Origin of the sequence: Geothrix sp. 21YS21S-2, assembly GCF_030846775.1 — a bacterium.
Lineage (GTDB): Bacteria > Acidobacteriota > Holophagae > Holophagales > Holophagaceae > Mesoterricola.
In genome coordinates this window covers 2,396,139-2,411,188 of the sequence record NZ_CP132910.1, presented here as the reverse complement: position 1 = coordinate 2,411,188, position 15,050 = coordinate 2,396,139, and the positions used below count along the sequence as shown (strand labels likewise).

The 15,050-nt window shown below is 71.5% G+C and carries 11 protein-coding genes; 1 reads left to right on the top strand and 10 read right to left on the bottom strand.

Features of this window, described 5'->3' with window-relative positions; all coding sequences use genetic code 11:
* Position 1: 1 nt before the first annotated feature.
* Genes RAH40_RS10625 through RAH40_RS10615 form a run of 3 tightly spaced genes read right to left on the bottom strand, consistent with a single transcriptional unit; the run spans position 2 to position 3,513 of the window.
* Positions 2–637 carry a hypothetical protein gene (locus RAH40_RS10625; protein WP_306602090.1) on the bottom strand — a complete coding sequence of 212 codons (636 nt, stop codon included), beginning with the start codon at positions 635–637 and terminating at the stop codon, positions 2–4.
* A gap of 3 nt (positions 638–640) precedes the next feature.
* Entirely contained in the window at positions 641–1,570 is a 930-nt protein-coding gene (locus RAH40_RS10620) for a respiratory chain complex I subunit 1 family protein (RefSeq protein ID WP_306602089.1), read from the bottom strand.
* Complete coding sequence (locus RAH40_RS10615; protein ID WP_306602088.1) at positions 1,567–3,513, bottom strand: proton-conducting transporter membrane subunit; 1,947 nt, start codon at positions 3,511–3,513, stop codon at positions 1,567–1,569. Before RAH40_RS10615 ends, RAH40_RS10620 begins: the two co-directional genes overlap by 4 nt.
* A gap of 134 nt (positions 3,514–3,647) precedes the next feature.
* Here RAH40_RS10615 and RAH40_RS10610 point away from each other — a divergent pair, with 134 nt between their 5' ends.
* Positions 3,648–4,619, top strand: coding sequence for a YoaK family protein (locus RAH40_RS10610; RefSeq protein ID WP_306602087.1), 972 nt, complete (start codon positions 3,648–3,650; stop codon positions 4,617–4,619).
* Here RAH40_RS10610 and RAH40_RS10605 read toward each other — a convergent pair.
* The 7 genes from RAH40_RS10605 to RAH40_RS10575 form a co-directional block, all read right to left on the bottom strand.
* Positions 4,603–6,642, bottom strand: a complete 2,040-nt coding sequence (locus tag RAH40_RS10605) for a transglutaminase family protein (protein ID WP_306602086.1) — start codon at positions 6,640–6,642, stop codon at positions 4,603–4,605. The two genes, RAH40_RS10610 and RAH40_RS10605, sit on opposite strands and share 17 nt — an antisense overlap.
* Positions 6,639–8,600 carry a hypothetical protein gene (locus tag RAH40_RS10600; protein ID WP_306602085.1) on the bottom strand — a complete coding sequence of 654 codons (1,962 nt, stop codon included), beginning with the start codon at positions 8,598–8,600 and terminating at the stop codon, positions 6,639–6,641. The genes RAH40_RS10605 and RAH40_RS10600 overlap by 4 nt, the downstream gene beginning before the upstream one ends.
* An 11-nt stretch (positions 8,601–8,611) precedes the next feature.
* A complete protein-coding gene (locus RAH40_RS10595) occupies positions 8,612–10,588 on the bottom strand; it encodes a fibronectin type III domain-containing protein (RefSeq protein ID WP_306602084.1) in 1,977 nt (658 codons plus the stop codon).
* An 80-nt stretch (positions 10,589–10,668) separates the two neighbouring features.
* Complete coding sequence (locus tag RAH40_RS10590; RefSeq protein ID WP_306602083.1) at positions 10,669–12,234, bottom strand: hypothetical protein; 1,566 nt, start codon at positions 12,232–12,234, stop codon at positions 10,669–10,671.
* Positions 12,225–12,959, bottom strand: a complete 735-nt coding sequence (locus RAH40_RS10585) for an ABC transporter ATP-binding protein (RefSeq protein WP_306602082.1) — start codon at positions 12,957–12,959, stop codon at positions 12,225–12,227. Before RAH40_RS10585 ends, RAH40_RS10590 begins: the two co-directional genes overlap by 10 nt.
* A gap of 11 nt (positions 12,960–12,970) precedes the next feature.
* Positions 12,971–14,023, bottom strand: a complete 1,053-nt coding sequence (asd, locus tag RAH40_RS10580; RefSeq protein WP_306602081.1) for an aspartate-semialdehyde dehydrogenase — start codon at positions 14,021–14,023, stop codon at positions 12,971–12,973.
* Positions 14,020–15,027, bottom strand: a complete 1,008-nt coding sequence (locus tag RAH40_RS10575) for a M20 family metallopeptidase (protein WP_306602080.1) — start codon at positions 15,025–15,027, stop codon at positions 14,020–14,022. The genes asd and RAH40_RS10575 overlap by 4 nt, the downstream gene beginning before the upstream one ends.
* Positions 15,028–15,050 lie beyond the last annotated feature (23 nt).

Below are 15,050 nucleotides of genomic sequence, written 5' to 3'. Positions count from 1 at the left end.
GTCAGTCCTTCAGGTGCGCCAGGCGATGGGTGTCCTGGGAGTCGAAGGCGGTCTGGATGTGGTTGATGACGATGCCCATGACGAAGATCCCCACCACCAGGTCCAGCAGCACCCCCGTCTCCACGAGGAGGGGCATCTGCTTGACCAGCAGGAGGCTGAAGAGGTACACCCCGTTCTCCAGGACCAGGTAGCCCACCACCTGCAGGAGGGCGCGCTTGCGGGTGGTCAGGAGCAGGAAGCCCGTGAACAGGGCCATGATGGAGGCCGGCACGAAGAGCGTGCCCAGGTTGCCCGCCTGGAGGGGCAGGCGCCGGGCCAGGATGAAGGCCAGGCCGGTGCCGGCCGCGGCCATCACCAGGGTCAGGGTGTAGCCCACGTAGGGATCGGGCTCGCGCTGGGGCTTCATGCGGTCCTGGGCGCGGTTGAGCATGGCGGGGATCACCACGCCCTTGATGGCCACGGTGCTGAAGGCCATGAGGAGCACGTGGAAGGGCCAGTGGTCGTGCATGACCAGGAGCAGCAGGGCCAGGAGCCCGCCCTGGATGGCGGCGAGCTGGATGCACTTGCTGACGCGGCTGCTGGCCACCAGCATGAAGTTGATGAGCATGATCGCGGCGAGCAGGAGGTTCGGAGTCATGGTTCAGGCCAGAAGGAGGAGGAGGAAGCCGAAGGTGCCCGAAACCACGGCGGCGATGAGGGCCTGGGAGACCCGGCGCATGCGCAGGCGGGCCATGATGGACTCGAGCACCCCCACGGCGCAGGCAAGCAGGGCCATGCCACCGAGGAACGCGGGCCAGTCGATCCACCACGCGCCGCGCAGCGGCAGGCAGAGCTTGACCACCAGGGCGCCCAGCACCCAGAGCTTGAGGCTGGCGCCGTAGAGCACCGCGGCCAGGGGCGGCCCCGAGTGGTCCAGCACCATCACCTCGTGGATCATGGTGAGCTCCAGGTGCGTGTTGGGATCGTCGAAGGGGATGCGGCAGTTCTCGACGAGGAAGACGATGACCCAGGCCGTGAGCACCAGCGCCAGGGGCCCGCTGGCGGCGCGCCAGCCCTGGCCCGCGGCGGTGAGCATGGGGGCCATGGAGGGCTCGCCCGAGAGGCGGGCCAGGGTGGCCAGGCCCATGAAGAGGGCGGGCTCGGCCAGGACCGCGAAGGTCACTTCGCGCGCGGCGCCCATGCCCTCGAAGGCCGATCCGGTGTCCAGGGCCGCCAGCACCACGAAAAAGCGCGCCACGCCGAAGAGGTAGGCCAGCACCACCGCGTCTCCGGCGAAGGACACGGGGGCCGTGGCCGAGCCCATGGGGATGAGCAGCGCCGCGGTGAAGGGCACCGCCACCGACACCGCGGGCCCCGCGAGGAAGACGCCGGTGGTGGTCCGGCTGAACACGGCGCCCTTGCGCATGAGCTTGGCGAGGTCGTAGTAGAGCTGGAGCACGGGCGGCCCCAGCCGCCCCGCGAACAGGGCCTTGACCTTGTTCACGATCCCCGGGAGCAGCGGGGCCAGGGCCAGCGTCAGGGCCATCTGGGCCAGGAGCACGAGGGCGGGCTGTGCCAGGTTCCGGATCATTTCAGGGTCCACGCGAAGAGGGCCACGAGGGTGAGCACCACGTAGAGGAGGTAGATGGGCAGGTGCCCGGCCTGGAGGAAGCGCAGCCAGCTCAGCACCGAGGCCACGAAGGAGGCCGCGGGGTTCAGGCCGCGGTCCAGGAGGGTGTCGGGGGCCTGGGACTGGAAGCGGGCCTCGCGGGGGAAGAGCCCCTGGATGCGGGGGATGCGCTCGATGGGCAGGAGCAGCCACCGGAAGGCGTCCGTGAGCATGCGGGAGAAGCTGGAGGCCGTGTACTGGATGCGGGCCGTGGGGGCGGCGTAGCCGCAGTCCCAGGTGACGGCCCGGGTGGAGGGGCCCCTGCGGATGGCCTGCCACACCGCCAGGCCCATGGGGATGCCGATGACCGCCACCAGGGAGAGCGACCCGAGGCTGGCCAGGCTCCCCAGGGAGGGCAGGCCCGGGCCCAGGTCGCGCGCAGCCGCCTGCAGGGCGGGGGCCAGGGCGGCCGGGAACAGGCCGATGAACAGGCAGATCCCGGCCAGCACGGCCATGGTCCCGGTCATGCTGCGGGGGGACTCGTGGGCGGGGGCGCCCAGGTCCTTCCGGGGCTCGCCCAGGAAGACGATGCCGTAGGCCCGGGTGAAGCAGGCCACGGTCAGGGCCCCGATGACGGCCAGCGAGGCCAGGGTCACCACGGACCACACCCAGCCCTGGGGCTGGATGCCGCGGAAGGCCCCCAGGTAGATGAGCCACTCGCCCGCGAAGCCGTTGAGGGGGGGCAGGGCGCAGATGCCGAAGGAACCCGCCAGGAAGAGGAAGGCCGTGCGGGGCATGGCGCGGGCCAGGCCTCCCAGCCGCTCCAGGTCGCGGGTGCCCGTGGCGTGCATCACCGACCCGGCGCCCATGAAGAGCAGGGGCTTGAGGAGGGCGTGGTTGAGCAGGTGGAAGAGGGCGCCGGTGCCGCCCAGCAGCACCAGGGCGGGCAGGCCCAGGGTCTTGCCCGCCAGGGCCAGCCCCAGGCCCAGGGCGATGACGCTGACGTTCTCGATGGAGCTGTAGGCCAGGAGCCGCTTGAGGTCCTTCTGGCCCAGGGCGAAGGCCATGGACATGATCCCCGAGGCAGCGCCCAGGCCCGTGAGGAGTCCCGCCCACCAGAGCGGCGGGTCCGGGGTCCAGGCGATGATCCGCAGGATCCCGAGGATCCCCATCTTGAGCATGAGCCCCGACAGCAGGGCGCTCACGTGGCTGGGGGCGGCCGCATGGGCCCCGGGGAGCCACACGTGGAGGGGCCCCACACCGGCCTTGAGGAGGAAGCCCCCGAGGAGCAGGAGGAAGGCCGCGGTGCCCGCGGGCGTGGAGGCGAAGCCCGCGCGCACGGGCCCCAGGTCGAAGCCGGTGCCCGTGCCCAGGGCCAGCAGGGCGAAGCCCGCGAAGAGCATGAGGGCGCCGGTGTGGGAGGCCACCAGGTAGATCCACCCGGCATCGCGCACCGCGGCGTCCTGGTCGCTGGTGGTGACCATCAGGAAGGCCAGGATCGCCATGATCTCCCAGCCGAAGAGGAAGAGCACGGCGTTGGCGGCGGCGGTGAGCAGGACCATGCAGCCCACCGAGATCCCGAAGAAGAGCCGCAGGGTCGGGGCGGTGTCGGCGTGGGTGCCGTCGCTCCAGTAGCCCTCGGCGTAGAAGGAGAGGATGGCGGGCACCAGGGTCGCCGGCACCAGGATGAAGGTCCCGATGGGGTCCCCCCTGAAAAGGAAATGGGCCCCGGGAAGGGCCCACCGCAGTTCGGCCTGCCAGGCCAGCCCCCCGTAGAGGACGCTCCCGGCGAGTCCGAGGGCGCACAGGGCGGAACCGGCAAGCATCCAGGACGCCGCGCGCCCCCCGCGGGCGGGCCACGCCAGGCCGGGCACCCCGGAAAGGGTGGCCAGGAGCAGTGCGCTGAAATAGAGACTCTGAAGCACCATCGTTCCGCCGGAGCAGCACGGTCCCGGTTCGATGCTCGGAGTTCTTCCTGGGGTGCGTCGTATCGGGGCGTGGCTCCGAAGAGTCTATCATTTAATCCCCATCCGCTGCCGCGGCCGGAATAATGGAGACCATGAGCCCGCATCGCCCCCCCGTCCATTCGCGGCGGCACCATCGATACCTGCGCGTGGCCCGGAAGCGGACCGTGAGGGCCCTCCAGGGCCACCTGAACCTCGAGACCGTGCCCCACGGCATCGGCAAGGCCATCGGGACGACCCTGGACCTGCTTCCCCTGGACGCCAACCTCCTCACCAAGCAGGGCTCGGACCGAAGCAAGATCCTGAACCGGCAGCTGGCCTGGTCCATGGCCTTCATCGCCGGTGCCGTCAACGCCGGCGGGTTCCTGGCCGTGAAGACCTACACCTCCCATGTGTCGGGCACCTTCTCCCGTTTCGCCGACGAGCTGGCCCGGGGCCGCATGCGCCTGGCCTACGCCGCGCTGGAGATCCTGGTGTGCTTCACCCTGGGCGCGTTCACCGCGGGCACCCTGATCAACCTGGGCCGGCGCCTGAAGTTCCGGGCCCACTACGCCCTGAGCCTGATGATCGAGGCCGGCCTCCTCCTGCTCTTCGGGCTCATGGGCGCCACTCTCAGCCACCAGCGGGAGTTCTTCCTGCCCATGACCATCATCCTCCTCTCCTTCATGATGGGGATGCACAACTCCGTGGTCACCAGCATCTCCAACGCCGAGGTCCGCACCACCCACATGACCGGAAACCTCACCGACTTCGGCATCGAGCTCAGCCGCCTGGTGTACCCCAACGTCTTCCACCGCCGCGGCAGCGACCCCATCCGGGCCAACCGCGACCGCCTCAAGCTGCATGGCCTGATCCTGCTGTCCTTCGCGGGCGGCGGTTTCGTGGGGGCCGTGGGCTTCCGCCACGTGGGCTACAAGGTCACGGTCTTCCTCGCTGCCTTCCTGTTCATCCTGGCGGTGCGGCCCGTGGTGCACGAGCTGCGGGTGCGCTGGCGCATGATGGGCGGGATGCCGGACTACACTGATGCCAGGGCGCTGGCGCGGGACCTTTTCATCCGGGGGAAGTAGGCCGCTTCTTCGCCTTGGGGGGCTCCGGCGCGGGGGGCTCGGGAGCGGGGGGCGGCGGCGGGACCACGGTGAGGGCCGCGTCCACGAAGGTCCGGAACCGCTTCCAGTCGTCGCGCTGGTCCTGCACGCCCTCCTCGCGGCGCTCGTAGGGATAGAGCACCTGCCTGCGGGTCTGGCGCAGATGAAGGTCCAGGGTCAGCCCATCGCGCTTCGCGGTCCAGTGGAGGGTGCGGAAGGGCGTCTCCAGGTCCGCTTCGGGCGTGGCGGGGGCCTTGGGGGCACGCAGGTGGAGGGTGGCGTGCCAGTCCCATCCGGGCCCGTCCTGCACGGCCACCGGCAGGCGCCGGGGCTGGCCCAGCCGCTGGATGGACGCGGGGCTGGGCGGGAGGCCGAAATGGGGGAGGAGCCATTCCGAACCCGTGGGCTCCAGGGCTTCGGGCACCTCGAAGGCCACCTGCGCCTGGAAGGTCTCCTGGCCGTCCTTGGGGTCCGCCAGGCGCGCCAGGTCCCACCTGGACCCCGCGGGAAGGTCCAGCAGCGTGGCGCAGCGCTCCCGCACGGCCTTGGACCCTCCGGAGAGGGCCAGGTGCCGGAGTCCCGCGCCGCTGCCCGTCTCGGTGACGGAGAGGGTGCCCTTGAGGCCGCCGCTGTCGGTCTCTGTGCCTTCCAGGCGCACCTCCACCCTGGACGGAACGATGGCCGCCGCGGGGATCTCCGCCCAGGCCGCGCCCTGGGCGGTGCAGATGAGCACGCGCCCGCCCCGGTGGGCCTCTCCCAGGCGGCCCAGGGGCGTGAACTGCTCCGTGAGGTCGACCAGCAGGAACCGGCCCAGGGGCGTGACGACCTCCGCGGGCATTCCCGAGGTCTTTTCCAGCCGGATGCCGGCGATGACGTGGTTGAAGGCGAAGGGGCCCACGGGTTCCCCTGGCTCGATGGAGCCCTCCACGATGCGGGCCTTCACGGGGACCGCCTCGAGGCCCGCGTCCCTGGCGGCCGCCATGAACAGCCCCGCCAGATCCTTGCAGTCGCCGAACCGCGCGCGGAGGACCTCCCTGGGGGATTCGGGAACCCAGCCCCGGTCCGGTGTCAGGTAGACCTGCTTGTAGGTCATCTCCCGCTGCATCCAGCGCCGGATGGTCCGGAGCGCGTCCAGCCCGGTGGCGCCGGCGAGGTCAACGGGCCTGCACGGTAGGGTGCGGGCCTCGTAGACGCCGTGGACCCATTTCGCGTAGCTGTCCCAGCTGGCGAGGTCGGGGACGTTCTTCAGGGAGGCGTCGGCAAAGGCCAGGGCCACCCAGGGCAGGAAGTTCCTGGCGCCGGGGGCGGCGGCTTCGTTCCGGGGCAGGGCGGGCAGGTCGCTTAGGGCCAGGGAGGTGGCCTTGGGGTCGGGCTGGGGGAAGAGGGGCGGGAAGTGGCGGGTCTCCAGCCGCAGGCTGACGCCCTCCGTGGAGGTGGCGGTGAACCATCCCACCGACTTGGCCATCGCCAGCTCCCAGCGCCGGATGGGCCGGGCCTCGAGGATGGTGGAGCCATCCAGCGGGCCCAGGGGATGGGTGATGGTCTCCTCGGATTCGAAGGCCACGTAGCTGCCCTTGACGACCCGGTCCAGGACGGCGACCGTGGTGGTGCCGGTGGAATAGTCCGCGGCGCTCCCCCCGCCCACGGTCGCGATGAAGTCCCGGTCGAGCCTCACGACCTCGCCGTCGGGGCGGAGGTTCCAGCCCTTGAGCCTCCTGATCCGGCTCGAGGCGCCGCCCAGGCCGTGGATGAAGTAGCCGCCCTGGTCCAGTCCCCGCTCCGTGCGGATGTGCACAAGGCGGAAGTTGCGCTTGCGGATTTCTCCGTCGCCCCGATAGGCGAATTCAGTGCGGTCCAGGATCACCCAGGCGTCGGGGTCCCCGGCGGGGGTTTCCGAGGCTCCCTGGATGGCGTGCGGCATGGCCCAGTCGGGCAGGCCCCGGATGGCCTGGGCCGCGAGGGCCGGGGCGAGGAGCGCGAGGAGGGCGAGGCTGCGTAAGCTCATGGCTTCCTCTCGAGGATGAGCTGGGTCGAGCCGGCTTCCCGGATCCAGCCCAGGAAATCCTTGAACGCGCTCCACCGGCCCGGGTTGGCCATCGCCTTGACGACCTTGACCTGGAGCGTGGCGACCCCCTCCGGGCCGCCGGGGCCCTCGACGAGCTCGGCGGTGAGGCTCACCGAGCCGAACTCGTTGGACCGCTGGTAGGGCGGGGCGCCCTTCCACGCGTAGCCCGGGGGCAGGAGGAAACGGCTCACGGCAAGGCGTTCCAGCTGGTAGGGAAGCACGATCCACTCCGACCTCGTCTCGGGGAGGGCGTCGGGAACGGACAGGGCATAGGGCGTCATGGGGAAGGGGTCCACCCGGCGATGCCTGCCCACGGCCCGGTCGATGCGGCCCTCGGCCTTCCACTGGATGGGCTTGCGGGGATCGGTGGCGTTGAGCACCTGGGCCTTGTCGATGAGGGTGTCCAGGCGGCCTTCCAGCTGTTCCCGCAGCTTGCGGTCCTGCTCCCGGGGCTCCAGGTTCATGAAGGCCCACTTCCCGTTGTAGTCGTCGTTGCCCAGGAAGTCCGCCTCCAGGGTGAACCGGTCCTGGTCGGGCAGGAGTTCCAGGCGGTAGGTGTCCCGCCGCTGGTTGGTGGAGGAGGCCTGGGAAGGCAGGTCGACGAACCTGCTGGTCCAGCCTGCGGTCTCGATCTCGATGCAGGGCGTGCCCTGGTAGTTGGGGAGGACCAGGGTGGGCGGGGCGAACCGCAGGGCGGGATCCAGCCAGATGGGGGGCTTCCCGGGCTCCTCGACGCTCACCAGGTAGTCGTCGATCTGGTTGATGTTCTTCTCCTCGGCGTGGAAGATCCCCTTTTCCCGGTCCACCACCAGAAGCAGCTTGGGCGTGACCCCGGCCTCCTTGAGCAGCTGCAGGAACAGGGTGAAGATCCCCTCGCCGTTCGCGGTTCCGCGCCTGGCCAGCGCCTCCAGGTCCTTGGCCTCGATGCGCTCCTCGGACTCCTTGCGGGTCCTGCGGGACCTTTCATCCAGGCTCAGCCTGCTCAGGTTCAGGACCTTGTCCTGGATGCGCAGGGCCAGTTCCTGGGCGAGCGCCTGGTGCCCGGCCGGAAGACCCGTGCGGATGACATCCGAGAAGGCCCGGTAGCGGGTGCCCATGACCAGGTCCTTGGTGAAGAAGTCCTTGTAGAGCTCCACGACCTTCTTCCAGAAGGCCTCCTTGCCCTGGCGCGAAGCGGCCCGGATGAGGTTGCCCTGGACGTAGAGCTTCAGCAGGGGACTGTTGCGGGCCGACCTGAGGGAGAAGGGGACGTCGATCGAAGCCGGCACGTCCTTGATGGTCAGAACCTTGAATCCGGGGGCGTCGTACGGGACGCACGCCAGTCCCCCGGAATTGAAGAAGAAATCGAACCAGTTGGCCTGGCTCACTTCGATGGTGAGGATCCGGGTGGGGAAGCTGGAGGCCAGGTGCCAGGACTCGCTGCCCCGGCCGAGCTTGGCCCAGTAGGCCCAGTACCTGGGCTCCTCCCACCGCAGGTCCACGACGCAGTCGTCGGTGAGCCCCGGCGGCACGAGGACCTTCTCCTGGATCTCCCGGTCGCGGGTGGAGAGGCTCGTCTGGAGGTGGAAGTCCTTCTGGGAATCGAAGGCCAGTTCCCGGCCGTCGGGGTAGACCACCCTGCCGACGACGGTCCCGTCCTTGGCGAAGGGCGTGAATTCCGCGGCTCTCCGGCCGCGCTGGCTGCAGATGCGGATGCGGAACTCGTTCAGGACCGCGGTGTCCGTGACGCGCAGGCGCCGCGCGAGGTTGACGGCCCCGAGGCCCCCGGGCAGGCTGGCCTCGGTCATGGCCCAGACGTCCGCGGGGAGGGGTCGCCAGTATTCCGGCGCCGGTTCCGCGCCGGCGAGGGCAGGGAGAAGGGCGAGGCAGAGAAGGGCGGCGGCCGGGAAGCGTCGCATGGATCCTCCGGTCAGGGCTTTTCTAGGTAGCACCGGTACGTCCCGGAGGGGCCCACCGGCCCCGCCGTGCCGTCGTTCCTGTCGGGCGCGTAGGCCAGGATCCAGAGCCGGCCGTTGGGGCCCTCCGCGAACCCGAAACGGCCCCGGCCCACCTGGAACCGTTCGATGCCGCCCGGTCCGAGCAGGACGACTTCGTGGCGGTCGGCGGAGTTGCTGTCCTCGTAGGCGAACCTCTCCCCGTCGCGGCTGGCGACCAGGGACGCGTCGACGGCGAGGTACGGCACGGTGGCCAGGTGTTTCGCCGGGGTCCACGCCCCGTCCTTGAAGTCCATCGTTGAGAATTCCGTCTCCCACGTCGAGGCCAGGACCACGCCCCGATTGCGAAGCAGGCGCAGGTGGCCTGCGCCTGTGAACTCCGCCGCGCACACGGCGCCTGCCCCGGTATCCTTGTCCAGGACGGACTCCCAGGGGCCTTCCGGGCTGCGGCGCAGGACCGCGGCGCTGGCCGTTTCGCCCACCACCACATGGGTGGTGCCGTCGGGGGCCAGTTTCAGGAAGAGCCGGCTGGTGAACCACGGGGTGTCCAGGGCCGGATGGACGATCTTTTCGATGACCCAGTTGCCGTCGGCGCCCTTGAAGGCATGTTCCAGGATGTCGGAATGCGAGTCGTTCCTGGTGTTGAGGGCCAGGCGGGGCGAACCGGCCGCGTCCAGCGCCGCGGCCAGGCCATGGGAGTTGGCAAACAACCGGGAACCGATGGTCTCCGTCGTCCACCCCGAATCGCTGAGCCAGGTGTGGAGGATGTTGTGTTTCCCGGAATTCAACCCGTCGTCGGCGGTGTGGATCAGGTGGGCCCGGCCCTGGCCGTCGAGAAGGAGCTGGGGTTCGGGGATTGCGGAACCCCGGGTGAACGCCGCCTTGGTCCAGCCTGACGTGGTGCCGTGCTGGATGACGAGGGAGGGGACTTCCTCGCCGGCCAGCCACCAGGATCCGTCCTGGGCGAGCTTGACGGCCGGGAGGAGGGGCAGGGTCACCAGGGCGTCCGTGAAGGGCCAGACGCCGGAAGGCGGCAGGACCTGCACGACGCAGGGGAGCCCTTGGGCATCCGCATCGCCCGTGGCCGCGGCGCTCACGAAATAGGTGTAGTTGCCGGGCAGCAGGTCCACGTCGTCGAAGGAGGTGGCCGTGGGGGCCAGGGTGGCGAGAGGCGCGCCCTGCGTGGCGTCCTTCCCGTTGGCCCGGGCGATACGGATGCCTGTGGCCGCCTGGCTCCGGTTCCGCCAGGTCAGGTGGACGGTCCCGCCCGTGGCGGAGGCCTGGATGCCGGTGGGGCAGGCCAGGGTCACCAGGTGCGGCGCGGCCAGGGCCGAGGCGTGGTCCGCGCCCTTGCTGTAGGTCACGCGGTATTGGTGGTAGAGGCCCTCGACCACGTCCGTGTCCACGACCGATATCAGCGCCTCCGGGGAATAGGGCAGGTTCGGCATCGCGGTCCAGGCGGCCGGCGGCGTGGTGGCGGCGGGGGACGTGCCGCGCTCCACCAGGAGGGTATCGGCGTACCTGCTGGGGTTGCCCCAGTAGACTCCCAGGCCGCCCCTGTCCGGCCAGGCGTGCAGGTTTTCGGCGGGGGCCAGCCCGATCCGCACGGTGGCTTCGGTGGACCAGGGGGAATAGCTGGTCCCGAACCACGCCCGGACCCGGTAGGAGACATCCGTGAACTCCGCGGCGGTGACTCCGATGCGAATGCTCGTGGTCTCCTTGGGCAGGCGGCTGGTCAGTCCCCAGGCCTCGGGCGCGAACCTGCCCTGGAGTTCGTAGAAGTCGATCTTGCCCTCCGAGGGCTGCCAGGCGACTTCCAGCACCAGGTAGGACGTCTGCGTGACCTTGACGGCCGTGGGGGGCGCCACCGGTGAGCCTCCGATGCCGCCGCCGCAAGCCAGGAGCAGCGGCAGGGCCGCGGCGAGCGCGGGGAGGGCGGGATTCCAATTCATGGCGGAGCCTCTTGGGTACTTGAGGGCGGGCAAGGCTGTCGTTGGGGATGCCCAACGTTCCCATGGACCCGAAAGTCCTGTCAAGTCTGTGACATGAGGCCCAGAGTGAGGTCTTCGCGCCTGAGCGCGAGTTCCGCCGCGGCCGCCTCCAGGCGCCCCCTGAACCGGGCCGCGGCCACCAGGGCCAGGAGGGCCATGGCCGCGGCGGCCGCCTTCCAGTCCAGGAGCAGGGCCGCGCCGTAGGCCGGCACCATCCACGCCAGCGGCGCCAGCAGGATCGCCACCCGGGCCACCTTCTCCTCGTCGAATTCGGTCTTCACTCCGTAACTGCCCAAGGGCATGGGCCAGGGCGCCCGCAGCGACCGGGCCAGGCCCGACCCGGCCCACCAGAGGAAAAGGGCGGCCAGAAGGAGGGCCAGGGCCAGGGCTTCGCCAGGGGCCATGGGCCGCGCCGAGGGGAGCACCCGGAGGCCGTCCCCGCCGGGCCGCTGCAGGCTCCACGCCTGGGCCTTGGCGAGGAGGGCCAGCAGCACCGGCGCGGCCAGGGCGGCGTAGGCGGCGCAGCCCAGCACCTTGCCCAGCAGGAGGTCCCGGGCGGCCAGGGGCGCCGTCCACCAGGTCTGCACCCCGCCGCGGTCGAACCCCAGGAGGTTGCACAGGGGCACCACGAGCACGGCGCCGAAGGTGAGGCCCGCCGCCAGCGCCGGCCAGGCCCGGGGCATCTGCACGGTGCCCACGGTGAGGAGCTCGGGCTCCTTCGCCAGGAGGACGGAGAGCAGGAGCATCAGGAGCCGCATCTGCCCGGCCCGGCTGGCCAGGAGCTGGTGGAACTGGAGCCGCGCGAGGCCGGCCCAGGGCCGGCGGAAGGCCCAGATCCGGCCCCCGTCCAGGGCCGCTCCCGGCCGGCGGTCGACGGCCAGTTCCCGGCGGACGCAGGCGCCCGTCAGCGCCAGGAGGCCAAGGGTCGCCCCCAGCGGGACGGCCAGCAGCGGCCAGGCCCCGGTCTGCCAGAACCTCACCAGGCGGATCCCGGGCAGGGCCCAGAGGCGCTCCGCCGCCGTGACCCAGCCCGGGACCGCGGCGCCGCCCAGGGTGGACAGGGCCGCCAGGCCCGCGCCGAGGCCCAGGATCACGCCCAGGAAGGCCCGCTGGCGCAGGATGCCCGCCGGGGCGAGGACATGGATGACCCGCTCCAGGCACGCGGTCCAGAGCACCAGGAGCAGGGAATACGACAGGCCCAGGGGGACCCGTCCGGGCCCGCCCCAGCCCAGCCCCGAGGTGAAGGACAGCCCCAGGGCCGCAAGCGCCAGCTTCACCGGCGTGGTGAGGCCCAGCATCGCTTCCGCCAGCACCAGGGTGCGGGGGGCGATGAAGTGGGGGCGGCAGGGACGGGGGTCCACCACGCAGCCGCCGTCCCAAAGGGCTCCGGCGAAGCCCAGGACCAGCGGGAGCCTCCACAGGAGGGTCCCCGCGGCCACGGGGTCCAGGCCGGCGAGGCCGCTCCCCGCGCGGGTCCCGGCCCAGAAGGCGGCGCCCCCGAGCCAGACGGCCACCGGTGCCAGGAGGGCGGCCAGGGCCGGGCGCAGAGGCGGGCGCGGGGTCCCGCTCCGGACCGACCACAGGGCGCCCAGGGCCCTCAGATCCACGAGAGCCGCCCGGCCCGGCCGCGCCCCACCAGGCGCAGGAAGAGGCCCTCCAGGTCCTCGTCGGGGCCCAGCACGTCTCCGGCGGCGCCGTCCACCAGGAGGCGCCCCTCCTCCACCAGCAGGATCCGTGTGGCCAGACGCTCCGCGAGGCTCAGCTGATGGCTGGTCATGACCACCGTGACCCCCCGGTCCCGCAGCTGCCCCAGGGCCGCCAGGAGGCTGCGCACGACGGACGGGTCCAGCCCCTCGAAGGGTTCGTCCAGGAAGACCAGGCGCGGCCCGTGGAGGAGGGCCGCCGAGAACGCCAGCTTCTTCTTCATGCCGTAGCTGTAGTCCCGGATGGGCCGGGGCCCGAAGCCCACTTCCAGGCAGGCCTCCAGCTCCGCGACGCGCTCCGCCAGGACCTCCCGGCCCAGTCCGTGGAGGCGGCCCACGAACTGCAGGTACTGGGCGCCCCCGAGGTCCTCCAGGAGGGCGCCCTCCTCGGGCATGACGCCGACCATTCGCCGCAGCTCCAGGGGCGCTCCGGCGGGATCGAGCCCCGCCACCCGCACCGAGCCCTCCGTGGCGCGCAGCTGGCCCGTGAGCAGCCGCACCAGGGTCGTCTTGCCCGCGCCGTTGCGGCCCAGCACCGCCAGGAAGGCGCCCTCCGGGACCCGGAGGCTCAGGTCCCGGAGGGCCCAGGTGTCGCCGAACCGCTTGCCGAGCCCCTCCGCTGCGATCATGGCCGGAGGGGCTAGGACACGAAGTCCTGCGCCACGGCCAGCTCCGCGTTGAGCACCGAGCCCCCGGCGGCGCCGCGCTCCGTGTTGTGGCCCAGGAGCGAGAACTTGATGCCCAGGACGTTGCAGGGGCGGATGCGGCCCACGTGGACGCTCATGCCGCCGTCCATCTCCACGTCCCTGCGCACCTGGGGCCGGTTCTCGGCCACGTGGATCCGGATGGGGACCTCGGGGGCGCTGGGCAGGCCCAGGCGCTGGGGCAGGGGCTTCCAGGCCGCCAGGGCCTCGCGCACCTGGTCGGGGGTGGGGTTCCCCCGGAGGCGCACGCTCACGCTCTCGGTGTGCCCGTCGATGACCGGGGCGCGGTAGCACAGGGCCGAGACCGTCATGGGATCGGACACGGCGAGGCCGCCTTCCACCTTGCCCAGGAGCCGCCCGGTCTCGATCTCGACCTTGCCCTCCTCGCCGCCGATGTAGGGGATGATGTTGCCCAGGATGTCCAGGCTGGGCACGCCGGGGTAGCCGGCGCCGCTCACGGCCTGCATGGAGGTCATGATCACCGTCTCCACGCCGAAGGCCTCGTGCAGCGGGGCCAGGGCCATCACCAGGACGGTGGTGGTGCAGTTGGGGTTGGTGAGGATGCTGCCCTTCCAGTCCCTCCGCGAGCGCTGGGAATCGAGCAGGGCCAGGTGGCCGGGGTTGACTTCCGGCACCAGCAGGGGCACGTCCGGGTCCATGCGGAAGGACGCCGCGTTGCTGAAGACGTGGCCCCCGGCGCGGGCGAAGGCGGGCTCGATCTCCCTGGCGGGAGCGTTGTCGAGCGCGCTGAAGACGATGGGGGAGAGGGCCTCGGCGGGGTCGGAGGGCACCAGCACCTGGTCCCCGAGGCCGCCGTAGGGCTCGCCGTCCAGGCGCCATTCGCAGGCGTCCCGGTACCGCTTGCCGGCGCTGCGGTCGCTGGCGGCGATGCACACCACTTCGAACATGGGGTGGTTCAGGAGGCGGCGCACGAAGCGCTGGCCGACGACGCCGGTGGCGCCAAGGACGGTGACGGGGATGCGGTTCATGGGTGCTCCTGGAGAAAATGCCGGGCGAGGCGCAGGTTGAGCTGGGCGCCGGCCGCGAGGTCCTGCATGGTGAGGTGTTCGCCCGCGGTGTGGGCCACCCGGATGCTGCCGGGGCCGGCGAGGACCGCGGTGAGGTCCGGGATGAGATGGCGCAGGCAGGGGGCGTCGGAGCCGAAGGGCATGAAGGCCCTTTCGAAACCCGGCAGCGCGGGGTAGAGGCAGGGGGGCTCGTCCACCTGCAGCTCGACCGTGCCGAGGGGGGGGCGGAGCGCCTCCACCCGGGCCTGGAAGGAGGACCCGGGGACGGTGCGCACGTTGAGCAGGGCCTGGGCGCGGTCGGGGACGATGTTCACGGCCTCCCCGCCCTGGATGGTGCCCAGGTTCCACACCTCGGGGCCCAGGTCGGGATCCTGGCCCGGCGGAATGCGGCGGACGCCCTCCAGCCAGTCCAGGAGGTCCAGGATGGCGCTGTGGCCCAGTTCGGGGCTGCCGCCGTGGGCGGCCTTCCCGCAGCAGGCCAGGCGCAGGTTCTTCACGCCGCGCTGGCCCGTGGCCACCTTGAGCTCCGTGGGTTCCCCGTTGACCAGGGCCCGGCAGGAGGTGAAGCGGTCCTTCCAGGCCAGGGCCTCCTGCGCGCCCAGGCTGTCGGTCTCCTCCCCGGCGACGCCGAGCCAGGCCACGCCTTCGCCGCGCAGCTGCTCCGCTGCCAGGAGCTGGGCCACGATCTGGCCCTTGGCGTCGCAGGCGCCGCGGGCGAACAGGGCCTCCCCCTCCCAACGCGGGGGCAGGAAGGGCGGCACGGTGTCCAGGTGGGTGGAGAAGAGCACCCGGGGCTCGCCCCAGGTGGCCAGCACGTTGCAGCGGCCCGGCCGGAACTCCCGAATCTCCACCCGCGCTCCCAGGGCCTCCAGGGCCGGCAGGAGGGCGGGGAGCAGCGCGGCTTCCCGGCCCGTGGTGGAATCCAGGGCGCAGAGGTCCTCAAGTAGCCGGCGCGGCTGCAGCATGGATGCTCCCACCCAAGAACCGT

Bases quoted from the DNA above. Each gene is read 5' to 3' on its own strand.
- RAH40_RS10625 (WP_306602090.1), bottom strand. From the start codon at position 637: ATGACTCCGAACCTCCTGCTCGCCGCGATCATGCTCATCAACTTCATG.
- RAH40_RS10620 (WP_306602089.1), bottom strand. From the start codon at position 1,570: ATGATCCGGAACCTGGCACAGCCCGCCCTCGTGCTCCTGGCCCAGATG.
- RAH40_RS10610 (WP_306602087.1), top strand. From the start codon at position 3,648: ATGAGCCCGCATCGCCCCCCCGTCCATTCGCGGCGGCACCATCGATAC.
- RAH40_RS10605 (WP_306602086.1), bottom strand. From the start codon at position 6,642: ATGAGCTTACGCAGCCTCGCCCTCCTCGCGCTCCTCGCCCCGGCCCTC.
- RAH40_RS10600 (WP_306602085.1), bottom strand. From the start codon at position 8,600: ATGCGACGCTTCCCGGCCGCCGCCCTTCTCTGCCTCGCCCTTCTCCCT.
- RAH40_RS10595 (WP_306602084.1), bottom strand. From the start codon at position 10,588: ATGAATTGGAATCCCGCCCTCCCCGCGCTCGCCGCGGCCCTGCCGCTG.
- RAH40_RS10585 (WP_306602082.1), bottom strand. From the start codon at position 12,959: ATGATCGCAGCGGAGGGGCTCGGCAAGCGGTTCGGCGACACCTGGGCC.
- asd (WP_306602081.1), bottom strand. From the start codon at position 14,023: ATGAACCGCATCCCCGTCACCGTCCTTGGCGCCACCGGCGTCGTCGGC.
- RAH40_RS10575 (WP_306602080.1), bottom strand. From the start codon at position 15,027: ATGCTGCAGCCGCGCCGGCTACTTGAGGACCTCTGCGCCCTGGATTCC.